This is a genomic window from Streptomyces sp. NPDC050423, from assembly GCF_040655445.1.
GTDB lineage: Bacteria > Actinomycetota > Actinomycetes > Streptomycetales > Streptomycetaceae > Streptomyces.
Genome location: NZ_JBFAJY010000031.1, coordinates 33,437 through 49,426 on the forward strand (window position 1 = coordinate 33,437; position 15,990 = coordinate 49,426).

General features: G+C 70.1%; 15 protein-coding genes, 1 tRNA gene and 2 pseudogenes. 7 read left to right on the plus strand and 11 right to left on the minus strand.

The genetic code is table 11. From position 1 onward, the window contains the following. Nucleotides 1-10: 10 nt before the first annotated feature. From AB0I52_RS22465 to AB0I52_RS22480, 4 genes and pseudogenes are all read right to left on the minus strand, one after another. A pseudogene (locus AB0I52_RS22465) lies at nt 11-325 on the minus strand (PKD domain-containing protein); the annotation flags it as partial. Further along, entirely contained in the window at nt 253-699 is a 447-nt protein-coding gene (locus tag AB0I52_RS22470) for a hypothetical protein (protein ID WP_363075311.1), read from the minus strand. The pseudogene AB0I52_RS22465 and the gene AB0I52_RS22470, both read right to left, overlap by 73 nt. A 129-nt stretch (nt 700-828) precedes the next feature. Continuing rightward, a complete protein-coding gene (locus AB0I52_RS22475; RefSeq protein ID WP_363075194.1) occupies nt 829-1,731 on the minus strand; it encodes a transketolase in 903 nt (300 codons plus the stop codon). Nucleotides 1,732-1,786: 55 nt separating this feature from the next. After that, on the minus strand, nt 1,787-2,488 hold the full coding sequence (locus AB0I52_RS22480) for a transketolase (RefSeq protein WP_363075196.1): 702 nt from the start codon (nt 2,486-2,488) through the stop codon (nt 1,787-1,789). Between the two features lie 128 nt (nt 2,489-2,616). Here AB0I52_RS22480 and AB0I52_RS22485 point away from each other — a divergent pair. After that, nucleotides 2,617-2,690: transfer RNA gene (locus tag AB0I52_RS22485), tRNA-Pro, on the plus strand. A gap of 97 nt (nt 2,691-2,787) precedes the next feature. Here the strand turns inward: AB0I52_RS22485 and AB0I52_RS22490 are convergent. From AB0I52_RS22490 to AB0I52_RS22500, 3 genes and pseudogenes are all read right to left on the minus strand, one after another. Then, nucleotides 2,788-3,262, minus strand: a pseudogene (locus AB0I52_RS22490) (site-specific integrase); the annotation flags it as partial. Between the two features lie 112 nt (nt 3,263-3,374). Further along, the gene (locus tag AB0I52_RS22495) at nt 3,375-4,001 is read right to left on the minus strand and encodes a class F sortase (protein ID WP_363075198.1); all 627 of its coding nucleotides are present in this window, start codon (nt 3,999-4,001) and stop codon (nt 3,375-3,377) included. A 232-nt stretch (nt 4,002-4,233) separates the two neighbouring features. Continuing rightward, on the minus strand, nt 4,234-4,902 hold the full coding sequence (locus AB0I52_RS22500) for a hypothetical protein (RefSeq protein ID WP_363075200.1): 669 nt from the start codon (nt 4,900-4,902) through the stop codon (nt 4,234-4,236). Between the two features lie 358 nt (nt 4,903-5,260). On the opposite strand from AB0I52_RS22500, the gene AB0I52_RS22505 reads away from it, so the two are divergent. The 3 genes from AB0I52_RS22505 to AB0I52_RS22515 all read left to right on the plus strand — a co-directional run bounded on the left by AB0I52_RS22505 (nt 5,261) and on the right by AB0I52_RS22515 (nt 7,501). After that, complete coding sequence (locus tag AB0I52_RS22505) at nt 5,261-5,518, plus strand: hypothetical protein (RefSeq protein ID WP_363075313.1); 258 nt, start codon at nt 5,261-5,263, stop codon at nt 5,516-5,518. A 14-nt stretch (nt 5,519-5,532) separates the two neighbouring features. Next, nucleotides 5,533-6,012, plus strand: coding sequence for a transposase family protein (locus tag AB0I52_RS22510; protein ID WP_363075307.1), 480 nt, complete (start codon nt 5,533-5,535; stop codon nt 6,010-6,012). 775 nt (nt 6,013-6,787) lie between these two features. Then, nucleotides 6,788-7,501: a tectonin domain-containing protein gene (locus AB0I52_RS22515; protein ID WP_363075202.1), complete on the plus strand. Its 714-nt coding sequence runs from the start codon at nt 6,788-6,790 to the stop codon at nt 7,499-7,501. A 211-nt stretch (nt 7,502-7,712) separates the two neighbouring features. Here the strand turns inward: AB0I52_RS22515 and AB0I52_RS22520 are convergent, their stop codons facing one another. Next, nucleotides 7,713-8,141, minus strand: a complete 429-nt coding sequence (locus AB0I52_RS22520; protein ID WP_363075204.1) for a hypothetical protein — start codon at nt 8,139-8,141, stop codon at nt 7,713-7,715. Nucleotides 8,142-8,268: 127 nt separating this feature from the next. Next, nucleotides 8,269-9,243 carry an adenosine kinase gene (locus AB0I52_RS22525; protein WP_363075206.1) on the minus strand — a complete coding sequence of 325 codons (975 nt, stop codon included), beginning with the start codon at nt 9,241-9,243 and terminating at the stop codon, nt 8,269-8,271. Nucleotides 9,244-9,579: 336 nt separating this feature from the next. On the opposite strand from AB0I52_RS22525, the gene AB0I52_RS22530 reads away from it, so the two are divergent. Then, entirely contained in the window at nt 9,580-9,987 is a 408-nt protein-coding gene (locus AB0I52_RS22530) for a YciI family protein (RefSeq protein ID WP_363075309.1), read from the plus strand. Between the two features lie 8 nt (nt 9,988-9,995). Continuing rightward, a complete protein-coding gene (locus tag AB0I52_RS22535; protein ID WP_363075208.1) occupies nt 9,996-11,144 on the plus strand; it encodes a DUF6596 domain-containing protein in 1,149 nt (382 codons plus the stop codon). Nucleotides 11,145-11,178: 34 nt separating this feature from the next. On the opposite strand, the gene AB0I52_RS22540 is transcribed toward AB0I52_RS22535, so the two are convergent. Then, nucleotides 11,179-11,922 (minus strand): GntR family transcriptional regulator, encoded by a 744-nt coding sequence (locus tag AB0I52_RS22540; protein WP_363075210.1) that lies wholly within the window; start codon nt 11,920-11,922, stop codon nt 11,179-11,181. Between the two features lie 271 nt (nt 11,923-12,193). On the opposite strand from AB0I52_RS22540, the gene AB0I52_RS22545 reads away from it, so the two are divergent. After that, nucleotides 12,194-13,639 (plus strand): glyceraldehyde-3-phosphate dehydrogenase, encoded by a 1,446-nt coding sequence (locus AB0I52_RS22545; protein ID WP_363075212.1) that lies wholly within the window; start codon nt 12,194-12,196, stop codon nt 13,637-13,639. Between the two features lie 66 nt (nt 13,640-13,705). Here AB0I52_RS22545 and fusA read toward each other — a convergent pair whose 3' ends face one another. Further along, entirely contained in the window at nt 13,706-15,805 is a 2,100-nt protein-coding gene (gene fusA, locus AB0I52_RS22550) for an elongation factor G (RefSeq protein WP_363075214.1), read from the minus strand. Nucleotides 15,806-15,990: the final 185 nt, after the last annotated feature.

Sequence of the window (15,990 nt, forward strand, 5' to 3'; positions counted from 1 at the left end):
CCCGGGTCGTGATCCCGCCGGGCCCGGTGACGGCCAGCCGGGCGGAGTGCGAACCGTTGCTGCGGTACGTGTGCGAGGGGTTCGCCTCCGTCGAGTCGGTGCTGCCGTCGCCGTCGAAGTCCCATGCGTACGCGAGGTGCCGGGCGGGGTGCGCAACAGCGTCGGCGTCAACGCCGCCCTCGGCTGCGCTGCCTTCGATGCCTCTGTCGCCTTCGACGCCTCCGTCGCCTTCGTCGGCGGAGAATCTGACGGTCAGGGGCGCCGGACCACTGTCCCGGCCGACGGATATGTGGACGTCGCGCGGCTGCCGCTGGGGCCCGTGCAGTCGGCAGGGACCACGCCCGGCCCGACCTCGCCGAGCAAGTGTCTGCGGGAGAGCTGGGAGGAGTGGGCGAGCCGGGAGGGTCTCTCCCCGGATTCGACGGGTGCCCGGCCGCCGGCTGCCGGGCACCCGTCGGTGAATTCCCCGTCCCGGACCGGGTTCCGCTCGTCGGCCGCGGGAGCCCGGTCCGGCGAGGGTAACGACACCGCCGCCGGCCCGGTGGGCTGCGGGTGGACGGCCGCGTGCGCCCGGGGCGGCGAGGTCACCAGGAGGGCGAGGATCAGGACCGGGCCGGACGCGAGGGCGGCGAGCGGCAGCAGGCCGCGCGCCGGGCGTGGACGCCCCGAGGCATGGCGGATCGACGGTCGGCGACTCATGGGCGCTCCCTGTGCGGTAGATGCCGACGTGGGGGTTGGAAAGCGCTTTCTGAAGTGCGCCGTTCAGATTAGGTTCACGTCTTCCGTGCGGTCAATGGGCCGGTGCCGCCCGGCCGCCCTGCCGTCGCCTCAGTGGCCGAGAAAGTCGCTGATCCGCTGCCGCAGGCCCCTCGGGTCCAGACCGTGGGCGGTGAGATGCTCGTCCATCCGCCCGTACCGGCGCAGTTCCTCGCGGGCGACGCCGAGTCCCAGGATCCGGTGCGGGAGTGCGGTGAGCGCGTCGTTGGCCGCGGCCGTGGACGTGCCCGCCAGATACGGCTCGACGAGCACGACATCGGCGGCCGGCCGGTCGCCCACCGCCCGGCGCAGGCCGTCCCCGTCGAACGGCCGCACCGTCGTCGCGTACAGCACGGTTGTGTCGAGCCCCTCGGTCGCGGCCAGGACGTTGTCGAGCATCGGCCCGACGGCGATCACCACGCCGCCCTTCCCCTCGCGCACGGTGGTGAACCCGCCCGCCCCGCCGACCGGGCGCGCCCGGTCGTTGGACTGCAGCGACAGCCGCACATAGACCCGGTCGTCCCCGGCGGCGGCTTCCCGCAGCAGCGCCTCGGCCTCGTCGGGGTGTCCCGGAACGTGCACCGTCCAGCCGTCCAGGGTGTCCAGGAGTGCGACGTCCCCGGGCGCCATGTGGGTGAAACCGCCGGCCGGCCAGTCGTACGAGGCTCCGGCACTGACCAGCACCCCACCCACGCCCTGATGGCCGAAATCCAGCTTCACCTGTTCGAAGGGGCGCTCCACCAGGAAGCTGGCGAAGGTGTGCACGATCGGCCGCAGTCCGGTGAGCGCCATCCCGGCACCGGCCCCGATGAGCAGCTGCTCCCGGATGCCGACGTTGACGACGCGGTGGGGATGGGCCTGCTCGGCCCGGTCGAAGCCGTCCCGGCTGATCTCCGCCAGCACGAGTGCCAGCCGGGGGTCCTCGTCGAGCAGGCGCGAGGTGGTGGCGATGAATCGGTCGCGCATCGTGTCCATGTGAGGTGTTCCTCTTCTTCCGTCCGTCGTTGCGGTGGGTTGCAGAAGCGGGGGCTCAGCGCTTGGGGGCGACCCGGGCGACCACGGCCCGCGGCTGCCCGGGATGCGGTGCGGTGAAGGCGTTGTGCAGCGCCTCGTGGTCCCGCCCGTCCACGGAGTCCACCGACCAGCCCGCGGTCGCGAACCGGTCGGCGATGCCGCCGGGACGGCCGTACGACGCCGAAGCGTTGTCGATCACCACGGTGTGCAGCTGATCGATACCCGCCGGGCCCGCGTAGGCGATCGCCTCGTGGTTGCTGCCCTCGTCCAGCTCGGCGTCCCCGGTCAGGACCCACACGCGAGGACCGTGCAGCCCCTGCGCCCGCAGTCCCAGCGCGGTGCCTACGGTCAGCGGCAGCCCGTGCCCCAGCGAGCCGCTGCCGATCTCGGCGCCGGGCACCAGCAGCCGGTCGGGGTGGTGGCCGAGCGGTGAGTCGTACGAGCCGAAGCCCGCCAGCAGCTCCTCGTCGAAGAACCCGTGCGCGGCGAGGACGGCGTAGTACGCCATCGGCCCGTGCCCCTTCGACAGCAGGAAGCGGTCGCGGTCGGGAGCGTCCACTGTTTCCGGTGTGACCCGCAGCACCCGGTCGTACAGCACCCACAGGGCGTCGAGCGTCGAGGTGGCGGCGGGGCCGTGCTTCTCGTCGCCGGTCATCAGGCTCATCAGCCGGTGCAGATCGCGGTATGCGGGCGTGGGGGAGGCGGTCGATTTCGTCATGTGCCACAGCGTTCAACATCAACCATGGTTGAGGTCAAGCACCCAAAGGCGTTCGTAACCACCCGTTGAAGTGCGGTATTGTTCTCATGCACGTTCGGCCACGGGGAAACCCCAGGTCAGACGGGTATCGGGACGTGGCGCAGCTTGGTAGCGCACTTGACTGGGGGTCAAGGGGTCGCAGGTTCAAATCCTGTCGTCCCGACTGGAGACAGTCGTAGATCAGGGCCGGTTTCGGAGCAATCCGAAACCGGCCCTGATCATTTTTGGGGACCAGTTGGGGACCAGCGTCCTTGACCGGGTCAGCGGGTCATGACGATCGGGCTCGGCAGCGAGCGTGGTGCGCGCAGCACGCTGAAGTGAGCCGAGAGCGCCGCCGCGGCCGCCGTGATCTTGTGTACGTCGGGGTGCAGGTAGCGCTGGGTGGTGGTCAGGGAACCGTGGCCGGCGATCCTGCGAAGGACGCGTGTAATGGGCGTCGGGATTGGGGCCGGCGAACAGGATGTGCTGGGCGATGAGGGGGCGGATCTCCTCGACGATGGAAACCTTGCGGGCCCGCTCGCCGTTGGTGCCCTTGTCGGTCAGTCCGCCGGGCGCGGGTGTGGTCCGACGCCGCACGGTCCGGATCCACTGGGTGGTGTCGATGTCTCCGACGCGGCATCCTGAGATCTCTCCGATCCGTGCGGCGGTGCACGCGGCGTAGATGACCGCGTCTCCCCAGCCCCGGTACTCGTCGTGGGAGGCGGCCACGAGCGCGTCGGCCAGTGCGACGAGTGTCGCGCTCGGGTGACCTGCACCCGCGGCGGAGACCGCGGGCTGATTTCCCGGCCAGGAGGAAACGCGGACGGCCGGTATCTCGCCCCCGAGGTACCGGCCGCTCCCGAACTGCTCACAGCCTGGAGGCTGCCTGTTTCTTCAGTGACGTCAGGTGGGCGAAGACGACGACGTTGGCCGAGTAGCCGTTCTTCTTGTTGAAGCGCCCGCCGCACGTAATGAGTCTCAGTTCCGGACGGTTGCTGGCCTCGTATACCTTGTCGTCCGGGAACTTGTCCTTCGTGTACGTCTTGACCTCATCGATGGTGAAGAGCGCGGTGAGCCGGTCGGCCCGGCTGACCTTCACCGTGTCGCCCCGGTGCAGCGCGTTGAGGTTGAGGAAGATCGCCGGCCCTGTTTCGGTGTCGCGGTGACCGACGATCAGAGAGGTTCCCGCGTCACCGGGTGATGGGCCGTTCCGATACCAGCCCACCACCCTCGGTTTGCTCAGCGGCGGGGCGCCGAGGTGCCCTTCGGCGTCGAGCCCGAGACCAATGACCGGGGCCTCGATGAAGATCCCGGGCACCGTGATCTTCATCGGCCGTGCGGGCGACAGGGGTACGTGCGAGACCCGCTGGGTCGGGAGGTCTCCGCCGCCCGCGGCGTCGCCGCCGTGGGCGGCGGAGACCGACGGGTCGTCGGACGAGTCCGAACTCGCTGAGACGATGCCCGCCACCAGCGAGGAGAGCACGCACAGTGTCATCGTGAGACGGCACGCCCGACTCGGCCCCCGTCGCCGTCGCCGTCGGCTGTGCGCGCGAGGGCGTGTTTCGAAAGTCCCGCCTGCCCGGTGGCGTCTGGCACGCACGCTCGCCGCGTTGTCGGGATCGCCCCGGTACAACCAGTATCGGGGCGATCCTCCGCCTTGCGATCGCACGCACCAGACACCGCCGGGCCCGCCCTTCGGGCGGACGGCGCTACTTTCGAAATACGCCCTAGGCCTCGTTGCGGGCACGACGGCGTGCGGCTCGACGGACCACGATCAGCCCTGCGGCCCCGACCGCTCCTGCAGCCAGCGCGGCAGTGGTCCCCATGTTCCCGTCGCTCTCGGCACTGAGGTTGGTCATGTCGGGGACGCCGCCGCCGCCGGCCGGCACCGCACCGGACGGCCGGTCGTAATTCGATTCGACACCCGACGCGGACGAGTCCCGGCCGCCGTTCTCGGCACGGCCGCCGTTGGTCGCCGGCTTGGAGCAGTCGACTCGGAAGCTCTTCTGCTTCGGACCCGCCGGGGCGATCCACACCAGCTGGTACGTGCCCTCCGGGAGGAGGTACTCCTGGCTGCGCGCCGAGCCGTTCACGAGCGGCAGGGTGCTCTGCAGCGTGTCGCCCGGGGGAACGGTCGGGGGCTGCGCGGTAATCGTCCAAGGAACGGCCGGGAAGGACTCGAAGTTGCTGGCGGCGAGGACGAACTTGCATACTTCGACCCCGGCACCGCCGCGTGAGTTCCAGCCGACCGAGCGGATGTCGATGTCACCGCTGTCGCCGGGGACGGCGTAGGCGGCGGACGCGCCGGCCAGCGTCGCTCCGGCGATGACGACCGCGGCAGCCACGGAGCCGCCCACACGGACACTGCGGGCGCAGACGGAAGCGGAAATGCGCATGCTGAACTCCCTCAAGCCGAGATGATTGTCGTACTGATCGATTGATCGCCTAAGAAATGGCATGGATCGGCGGAGAAACATGTCGTAACACTCTAAAAAAGCTGACAAATACCCTGAGTAGCCGATAACGGGCCAGGACGGGGCAGGGGTGGCGAGCCGACCGATCCGCGGCTGCCCTGTGTGCCACGTGACCGACGAACCCCGCGATGGATTGCCTGACGGGGCCCCGTGCGAACGGTGCGCAGACGCGTCGGTCCCGGATGCGGGCTGGGGGAAGAATCCGCTCGGTGAGATCACTGAGCGGCGGATGGCGTGCAGGCCCGGTTGAACGAGGTCCGTGGCACCTTCGAGCAGGGCGATGAGGCGGACGCGCCGCCATCTGAAGGCCATGAGCTCCCAGTGGCGGGCGTTGCCGCCCGTGAGGATCGCGGTGATCGTCCTCGCCGTGCTCCGGCATGACCAGTGCCTGGCCGACGTGGCCGGTGGCAACGACGTCTCCGCCACCACAGTCCGCCGCCGGCGGGACGAGCTGATCGCCCTCCTCGACGCGAGGGCCCCGCGTCTGGCCCGCGCCTTGAAGAAGATCGCCAAGCGGGGGATGGGGAGGTCGTCCTGATCGACGGCACCCTGATCCCCACCCAGCGCCGTACCGGAGAGGCGAACCGCCGGAACTACTCCGACAAGCATCGCCGCCACAGCCTGCACGTTCTCGCGCCGACCGACGAGCGGGGCCGTCTGGTGTGGACATCGGCCGCCCGGCCCGGCCGCACCCACGACGTCACCGCCGCCCGCCGCGACCATGTCCTGGCCCTCCTGCGTGCTGCCGGCCCCGGCGCCCTGGCGGACCTGGGCTCTGTCGGCCTGGACGACGACGGGGACGATCCCGTGGTCGTCACCGGCTTCAAGGTCACCCGTGTCCGCAGGCTCGCATCCGCCGAGCAGGAGGCCACCCGGGTCCTGGCAGCCGGACGCGCCCCGGTCGAACGCGGCTTCACCCATCTGAAGAACTGGCGGGTCCTCACCAAGCTCCGCACTGACCCCGCTCGCGCCACCCACTTGTTTCGCGCGCTGCTCGTCCTGACGAACATCGGGGCCGTTACAGGCAATTGATCTCTACCGCAGGCAGCCCACGACCAGCACATGCCCGGGAACAGCGTCACCGGGCCGGGATCGGCTGTGTGAGGTTCACCGGGTTGCCGTCGGGGTCCTGGACGAGGTCGTGCCGCCCCGCTGACCAGCCACTTCAAGATGGCGGAGCTTCAGTGGTGCAGCAGTGATTCCTGGCAATGGCATGACACCATCCGCGAGCTCAGGCGCAAGGTTGCCAGGTTTCACGCCGTGACAAGCCCTGGCGAGCCAGCCACTTGACGTGGCGGCAGCCCTTGGACGCGCGCGTCAGGGACATGCGTCGTGGGGGCCAGACGGTATCCGCGCACTTGAACGGCATGCATGGCACCGCACGCTGTATACCATTATTTCTGTCTTTATATGCGGACAAAAGGGATGGTTGCTACTTCTGGGGTCACAGGGTCGCAGGTTCAAATCCTGTCGTCCCGACTGGAGACAGTCGTAGATCAGGGCCGGTTTCGGGGGTATCCGAAAGCGGCCCTTGGTCGTGAACGGGTCTTCCGTCTCCGGCTGGTGGGAGGCCGCCCCGGCAGGAGGCACGACCCGGCGCTTGTGTCGATCCCCTCCGGGAGCGACAGCGCTTCCGGCCGGAATGCTCCAGGCCGAGCCGCTCCCGTACCAACGCCGCAAGGAGATAGCGATCCAAACGCTGATTTACTGGCTTGTTTCATGCAAGAACAAGTATTCACCCCCTGTATCGGCTCGTCGGACCACCGAGAATGGCAGCCAACACCGGTTCGACGAAGGGGATTTGGTCATGGCGGATTGGGTGAAGGTCGCGGGAAGTCTCACTGCGGTCTCGGCGGGCTCCAGGACGACGGTATGGGGCGTGAACGGGGCAAGCGCCATCTACCGGTACACGAACTACGACGCCAACCCGTGGATCAACATCCCGGGCGCACTGAGTGACATCGGTGCCGCGGCCGACGGCACGGTATGGGGCGTCAACGGTGGCAACCAGATCTTCCGGTACGCCGGGGACCAGGGGGCCGCGAACCCGTGGACGAGCATCACCGGCAGCCTGGTCCGCATCGACGCGGGCTCCAGGACGAACGTGTGGGGGGTCGACTCCGCCAACGCCATCTACCGGTACACCAACCATGACGCCAACCCGTGGATCAAGATCCAGGGGGCGCTGAGTGACATCGGCGCGGGCGCCGACGGCACCGTGTGGGGTGTCAACGGTGGAAACCAGGTCTTCCGGTACACCGGGGACCAGGACAGCTCGAATCCGTGGAAGAGCGTCTCCGGGAGCCTCAAGCGCATCGCGGTGGGATCCCGGACGAACGTGTGGGGTGTCGATCCCGCCGGCAGCATCTACCGGTACACCAACAACGACGCCAGTGGCGCCAACCCGTGGATCAGGATCCCCGGCACCGCCACCGACATCGCCGCCGGCGCCGACGGCACCGTATGGCACATCAACAGCGGCGCCGAGATCTACCGGTACACCGGGGACCAGCCGAGCTGATCGCCGTCGGCCGGGCCCGGCAGCGCTGTACCGGCCTACGACATGACGACATGGGGACATCCACAGCGTCCGTCCTGCTTCTCCTTTCGTCTCGTTCGCGAGGCGTGCGGGACAGTGCGAGAGGCCGTCGATTCCCGAATGGCCGTACTCGGCGGCCCTGCTGAAGCAGGTCTGAAGGACGCCTGCCGCGGACCGCGGCGGTGCGCGTGGGTCAGCGGCCGGCGGGCGGCCGCAACCCGTCGAAGACGACGCTGAGGGTCTTGGCCTGTACGGGCGTTTCCCACCCGGCGCAGGCGGGGGCGCGCGACGCTCCCACCAGCAGTGCCAGCAGTGTGGTGACGCCGATGTCACCGCGTACGGCGCCGGTCTCCTGCGCACGGGCGAGAAGGATCTGCGGCGCGTGACGCAGGCTGGCGCCGATCTCGGCGGTGGCCGTCTTGGTGTCGGTTCCGGCGTCTGCCAGGGCGTCCGCGTCGCACACGCGGCGCAGTACGTGCTGACCGAAGGCGTCCGGAGTGCCTTCACCGCGGTGGTGTTCCTCGTCGGATGCGCCCTGCTCGTCGCCCTGTTCGTGGTCAAGGACAAACGCCGGTCCGCACCGTCCTGATCCGGCGGGACGCGAGGCGGCGGCGTCCCGCACCCGACGCCGCGGCACTGTCATCGCCCGTCAGCCCCGACGGCGACGGGCGGCACCGGGGGTCTCACAGCGTCGAACCGCCGCACCAGGCGCTGGGGTCCCTGGTCGGTGCCGAGTGCTGCGGCACTCCTCACGAGGGTGCCGCAGTACCTCTTGAGCCGACGGGTCCGTCGGCGGCGGTGCGGGCCGCCGCGGGGGACCCCATCAGCCTGGCGGTCTCAGCGATCAGTCCGGCGCGGTCGATGGCGTCGCTCCCGGTGGCCGGGACGGTGCAGGCGTACGCGCCTGCCACCGAGCCGTAGAGGGCGCAGCGGCCCAGGTCCTCGCCCGTCAGCCGGCCGAAGAGGAAGCCGGACGCGAAGGCGTCGCCCGCCCCGTTGGAGTCGACCACCGGCTTTCGCGGCTCGACCGCCGGAACGTGGGCCGGCCCGTCGGCGGTCAGCAGGTACGCGCCCTCGGCCCCCGCGGTGGCGATCACGGCCTCGGCCCGCCCCCGCTCCAGGATCCGGTGCATGGTCTTCTCCTTGTCGGCCAGGGCGGCCGTGGACACGAAGACGATGTCCGCGCCGTAGGCGAACGGCTCGTGATACGGGTTCTCGCCGTCCCAGTCGTGGAGGTCGGTGGAGACGGTGAGACCCGCTTCGCGCAGTTGGGGGAGGGCGAAGGCGCACGGATGCGTGATGGCGACGTGTGCGTGGCGGCTGGCCGACGCCAGGGAGCGGACCAGTTCCTCGGGCAGGCGGTCGGACTCCTGGGAGCGGCTGTCGTCGTAGAGGGAGAGCCGCCGCCCGTCGGGGCCCACGAGATTGACGGCCCGCTTCGTCCCGCCGGGCAGGGGCACTTCGGTGAACCCGATGCCGTGGTCCCGGTGGAAGGCCCGGACAAGATCGCCGCAGGGGTCGTCCCCGATCATGTCGAGGTGATGCGTACGCAGGCCCAGCGCGCTCAGGCCCAGCGCCACGAAGTCGCCGGTCTGTCCGGCGCGGGTCTCGATGCCCGGCCGGATCATGTAGCTGTCGGCGTACGGAAGCGGCAGCTCGGGGACGTACACGATCGTGTCGACGCCCGACCCTCCTAGGACGAGGACGTCGTATTCGCTGCTCATCGCTGTTCCTCTCGCACAGGGGGGGCGGGCCGGTAACCACCGTTGATCGCAGGTGAGTCAAGCAGCCGACCGCGATCGGGGCAAGAAGTTGCAGGGTTTTTCAGCAAAGACTTGCGGCCGGGCCGGGACGCAGTCGTCGTCGGGACACAGCCGCCGTTCCGTCTCTCCGGACCCCGCGCGCGAGGCCTTCTCGTGATTCAGTTGGCCGGAAACCGCTGATCTCAGCCCATGAGAGCCAGAGAAATCGGCCGGCGATGTCGAGAACCCGCGACCGGCTCCGTCCCCGCAGTGAACGCGACCGCAAAGACGGTTCGCACCGGCGCCGAGGAGAACACCATGGCCAAGTACCTGCTTCTCAAGCACTATCGCGGCGCCCCGGCCGCGGTCAACGACGTCCCCATGGACCAGTGGACGCCGGAGGAGATCTCGGCCCACATGCGGTACATGAACGACTTCGCGGCCCGGCTGGAGGGGACCGGCGAGTTCGTCGACGGCCAGGCGCTCGCCCCCGAGGGGACGTTCGTCCGGTACGACGGCGAGGGCCGCCCGCCGGTCACCGACGGGCCGTTCGCGGAGACCAAGGACCTCATCGCCGGCTGGATGGTGATCGACGTCGACAGCTACGAGCGCGCGCTCGAGCTGGCCGGGGAACTGTCGGCCGCCCCCGGGGCAGGCGGGAAACCCATCCACGAGTGGCTTGAGCTGCGCCCGTTCCTGACCGCGCGGCCCACCGTCACGGAGTGACCTCGTCGATGAACGAAGCCCTGCTCCGGAGCCTCACGCCGAGTGTGCTCGGGATCCTCGTCCGCCGCGGAGCCGACTTCGCAGCGGCCGAGGACGCCGTGCAGGACGCGCTGGCCGAGGCCGTCCGCGTCTGGCCGGCCGACCGGCCGCGGGACCCGAAGGGCTGGCTGGTCACCGTGGCCTGGCGCCGGTTCCTCGACGCGGCGCGGGCGGACACCGCCCGCCGACGGCGTGAGGATCTCCTCGGCGAGGAGCCGGCGCCCGGACTCGCCTCCGCGGTGGATGACACGCTCCAGCTCTACTTCCTGTGCGCGCACCCGTCGCTGACGCCGTCGTCCGCCGTCGCGCTCACGCTGCGTGCCGTCGGGGGGCTGACCACCCGCCAGATCGCCCAGGCCTACCTGGTGCCCGAGGCGACCATGGCGCAGCGCATCAGCCGGGCCAAGCGCACCGTCTCCGGTGTGTCGTTCGACCGGCCCGGTGACGTCGCCACCGTGCTGCGTGTCCTCTACCTGGTCTTCAACGAGGGCTACTCCGGCGACGTCGACCTCGCCGCCGAGGCCATCCGGCTCACCCGGCAGCTCGCGGCCGCGATCGACCACCCCGAGGTGGCGGGGCTGCTCGCACTCATGCTGCTCCACCAGGCCCGGCGCGCCGCCCGGACCGCGCCCGACGGCAGCCTGGTCCCACTGGCCGAGCAGGATCGCGGCCGGTGGGACACCGAGCTGATCGCCGAGGGTGTCGAGATCCTCCAGGCGGCCCTCGCCCGTGACCGGCTGGGCGAGTTCCAGGCCCAGGCAGCCGTCGCGGCGCTCCACGCCGACGCGCCCACCGCCGAGGAGACCGACTGGGTGCAGATCGTCGAGTGGTACGACGAACTCGTCCGGCTGACCGACAGCCCGGTCGCCCGGCTCAACCGTGCCGTGGCCGTCGGCCAGGCGGACGGACCGCGCGCAGGCCTGGCGGCGCTCGCGGCGCTGGACGACTCACTGCCCCGGTACGCCGCGGTGGCCGCGTACCTCCATGAGCGCGACGGCGACCACGCGACGGCGGCACGGCTGTACGCCGAGGCTGCCCGGAAGGCGACCGATCTCGCCGAGCGCGACCACCTGACGTACCAGGCCGCCCGGCTCAACGCCCGGAGCCCCGGCTGCTGACGCGAGGGCGGTCGCCGATGCCCGGCAGCACGGTTCAGTGCGCGATCAGCGTCATCTCGAACGAATAGCGGGACGCCCGGTAGAGGTGCGAGCCGAACTCCACCGGCCGCCCCGCGTCTCCGAGGACCGTGCGCTCCATGGTGAGCAGGGTGCCGCCGCGGGACTCGCCCAGCAGCCGGGACTCCGCCGCGGTGGCCCGGCGTGCCCCGATGGTCTGGTCGGCGGTCCGCAGGGCGATACCGGCCCGCCTGAGCAGTTCGTAGAGGCCGTGCCCGGTGAGTTCCTCCTCGGTCAGACCCAGGAGGCCCGCCGGCAGGTGGTTCTCCATGACCGCTATGGGCTCGTCGTCCGCGTAACGCAGCCTGCGCAGCGCCACGGTGTCGGCGCCGGGATCGAGCTTGAGGGCGGCCGCGACCTCGGCGGAGGCGGGCACGGTCCGCATCGACAGCAATTCGGTGCGCGGCCGCCGGCCGTCGCGCCTGAGGTCCTCGAACAGACTGGTCAGCTCGATCTGCCTGCGTACCCGGTTGTTGACGACCTGGGTGCCCACGCCCCGCTTGCGTGCGAGCAGCCCTTTGTCCACCAGGTGCTGCATGGCCTGGCGCATGGTCGGGCGGGAGAGTCCGAACTGGTCCGCGAGAGAGATTTCGTTCTCCAGCCGCGTCCCCGGCGCCAGCGTGCCGGACTCGATGAGTTGTTGAAGCTGCTGTGCGACCTGGAAGTACAGCGGCACCGGGCTGCTTCGGTCGATGGTGATCAGCCTGGCGATCGACTCCATGTGGGCTCCTCAAGACGTTGTGCCACGCGTTCATTATGCCGCACATTCGACTCAAGCTCTGTACGTGTATATGTCAGAACAAGTGCTTGGCGGAACCCACCCCGCCCCGGTGACGCCGTCAGCCGGCCAGGTCCGTCCCCGGGAACACCACCTCATGTCTGCCCGTGTGTACGCGATCCAGGGCGGCGGACGGCCGTGGGTGACACCGTTTGGATGATCGAAACAACAGCGGGTTACCATATGAGCGCCCCCTAGCTCGAAAGATAAACCTGTGACTGTCAATGACGACTCGTTCACCAACTGGAAGAACCGCGAGGAGATCGCGGAGTCGATGATCCCGATCATCGGGAAGCTGCACCGGGAGCGGGACGTCACCGTCCTGCTGCACAGCCGCTCCCTGGTGAACAAGTCGGTGGTCAGCATCCTCAAGACCCACCGGTTCGCCCGGCAGATCGCCGGTGAGGAACTCTCGGTCACCGAGACGCTGCCGTTCCTGAAGGCACTCACCACCCTGGATCTAGGCCCTTCCCAGATCGACATCGGGATGCTCGCCGCGATGTACCGGACCGACGACCGCGGTCTCTCCGAGGCGGAGTTCACCGCCGGAGCCGTCGCCGGCGCCACGGGGGCCGACAAGATCGAGCGCCGCGAGCCGCGCGATGTCGTCCTCTACGGATTCGGCCGCATCGGCCGCCTTCTCGCCCGGCTGCTCATCGAGAAGGCCGGCTCCGGCAACGGCCTGCGACTGCGTGCCATCGTCGTCCGCAAGGCGGCCGGCCAGGACATCGTCAAGCGCGCCTCACTGCTGCGCCGTGACTCGATCCACGGCCAGTTCCAGGGCACGATCACCGTCGACGAGGCGAACAACAAGATCATCGCCAACGGCAACGAGATCAAGGTCATCTACTCCGACGACCCGACGACGGTGGACTACACGGCGTACGGGATCAAGGACGCCGTCCTCATCGACAACACCGGCAGGTGGCGCGACCGCGAGGGACTGTCGCAGCACCTGCGCCCCGGCGTCGCCAAGGTCGTCCTCACCGCGCCGGGCAAGGGCGACGTCCCCAACGTCGTCCATGGCGTCAACCACGACATGATCAAGCCGGACGAGCAGATCATCTCCTGCGCCTCCTGCACCACCAACGCGATCGTCCCGCCGTTGAAGGCGATGGCGGACGAGTACGGCGTCCTGCGCGGTCACGTGGAGACGATCCACTCGTTCACCAACGACCAGAACCTGCTGGACAACTACCACAGCTCCGACCGTCGCGGCCGCTCGGCGCCGCTCAACATGGTCATCACCGAGACCGGTGCGGCATCCGCCGTGGCCAAGGCGCTGCCCGACCTCGACGCGACGATCACCGGAAGCTCGATCCGGGTCCCGGTGCCGGACGTCTCGATCGCGATCCTCAGCCTGAAGCTGGGGCGCGAGACCACCCGCGCCGAGGTCCTCGACCACCTCCGCGAGGTGTCGCTCACGTCGCCGCTCAAGCGCCAGATCGACTTCACCACCGCCCCGGACGCGGTCTCCAGCGACTTCATCGGCTCGCGCCACGCCTCGATCGTCGACGCCGGCCCCACCCAGGTCGACGGCGACAACGCGATCCTCTACCTCTGGTACGACAACGAGTTCGGCTACTCCTGCCAGGTGGTCCGGGTCGTCCAGCACGTCTCCGGGGTGGAGTACCCGACCTTCCCCGTCCCCGTGATCTGACCCGGCCGTCCCACCCCGTGTGCGGGCAGCCCTGGAGGTGCCCGCACACAGGACCGGTCGCGCGGACTACCGTGCCGGCGCCGTGCTCGGTGCCGTCTTCGGCGCCGGGGCGTAGCCCGTGGCCCGGGTGGTGAACGTCCCGCGTCCCTGGGTCCGGCTGCGCAGCCGGGTCGCGTAACCGAACAGTTCGGCCAGCGGCACGGTCGCCGTGATCACTGCCGTACCGGGCCGCGCGGTGGAGCCGGACACCTGGCCACGCCGTGCGGCCAGGTCGCCGAGCACCCCGCCGACGGCGTCGTCGGGCACGGTGACCGTGACCTCGGCCACCGGTTCCAGCAGCACCATCGCGCAGGCACGCAGCGCCTCCCGGAGCGCGAACCGCCCGGCGGTGCGGAAGGCCGGCTCCGAGGAGTCCTTGGGGTGGGTGGCGCCATCGGTCAGCGTCACCCGCACCCCGGTCACCGGATGCCCGCCCACCGGACCCTCGACCAGGGCGTCCCGGCAGCCGGCCGCCACCGCCCGGACGTACTCCTGTGGCACCCCGCCGCCGACGACGGCCGAGCGGAACACGAACTCCGCCCCGCCCTCGCCGTCCTGACCATCGGCGGACCCCAACGGCTCGACGTCGAGGACGACATGGGCGAACTGCCCAGCGCCGCCGTCCTGCTTGACGTGCCGGTACGCCAGACCCGACACACCGCGCACGACCGTCTCCCGGAAGGCGACCTGCGGCCGGCCGACCCGGACCTCCAGCCCATGGGCGCGGCGGATCTTCTCCGCCGCCACCTCCAGATGGAGTTCACCCATGCCCGAGAGCACCGTCTGCCCCGTCTCGGGGTCCGTCCGCACCGCCAGCGACGGGTCCTCCTCGGCCAGCCGCGCCAGTGCCGACATCAGCCGCTCCGTGTCGGTGCTCCGGCCGGCCTCGACCGCGACCGACACGACCGGATCGGCCACGCCGGGCGGCTCGAGGACCAACGGGGCATCCGGCGCGCACAGGGTGGCGCCGGCGCGGGCGGCCTTGAGACCGACCACCGCGACGATGTCCCCGGCCACCGCCTCCTCCACATCGACATGCCGGTCCGCCTGGACCCGCAGAATCCGGCCGACGCGCTCGCTGCGCCGCGCACCCGCGTCCAGCACTGTGTCCCCCTTCCTGAGCGTGCCCGAGTACACCCGCAGACTGGTCAGCCGTCCCGTCGCGGTCGCGGTCACCTTGAACGCCAGCGCGGCGAACGGAGCCGCCGGATCAGCGGCCCGCTCCCGCACCTCGTCGCCGAGTGTGCCGCGTACGGGCGGCACGTCCAGCGGAGAAGGCAGATAGGCCACGACCGCCTCCAGCAGCGGCTCGATACCGCGGTTGCGGTAGGCGGAACCGCACAGCACGACGACCCCCTCACCGCTGTGGGTCAGATCGCGCAACGCCGCGGCCAGCGTCCCTGCGGAGAGTGTGGACCGCGCGCAGAACTCCTCCAGGGCGACCGGATGGAGCTCCGCCACCGTCTCCTCCAGCAGCCGCCGGCGCCGTTGGGCTTCCTCCCGCAGCGCATCGGGCACCTCCCCCTCCTCGTACGTGTCACAGCCGTCGGCCCAGACCAGTGCCCGCATGTGCAGCAGATCCACCACTCCGGTGAACCGCTCCTCGTCCCCGATCGGAAGCTGGACCACCAACGGGACCGTGTGCAGCCGTTCCCGGATCGACGCGACCGCCGCGTCGAGATCGGCGCCCACACGGTCGAGCTTGTTGACGAAGGCGATGCGCGGCACGGCGTGCCGGTCGGCCTGACGCCACACCGACTCGCTCTGCGGCTCCACACCCGCGACCGCGTCGAACACCGCGATCGCACCGTCGAGCACCCGCAGCGAACGCTCGACCTCGTCGGCGAAGTCGACGTGCCCCGGGGTGTCGATCAGGTTGATCCGGTGGTCCGCCCACGTACAACTCACCGCAGCGGCGAAGATGGTGATGCCCCGGTCGCGTTCCTGCGAGTCGAAGTCGGTGATGGTCGTGCCGTCATGGACCTCGCCGCGCTTGTGGGTGGTGCCGGTGGCGTAGAGGATGCGTTCGGTGACGGTCGTCTTGCCGGCATCGACGTGGGCGAGGATGCCCAGGTTGCGAACGCCGTTCAGTGCGCTGGTGAGATGACGGTTCAGTTCGGTACGCACGGTCCGTGGCCCTTCGGGATGATCCGGAAGAAGACGGCGCGATCACCGGACGAAGAGGCCTGTGTCCAGGCCCGCGGAACCCTTGGGCGCGGCGCGCCGCACGGGGCGTCGCCGCAATGACGGTCCGTCAGAAAACGGACAGGGTTCAGGTGTTCGTCACGGGTGTCCGGGGCCGGCCGCGCAGC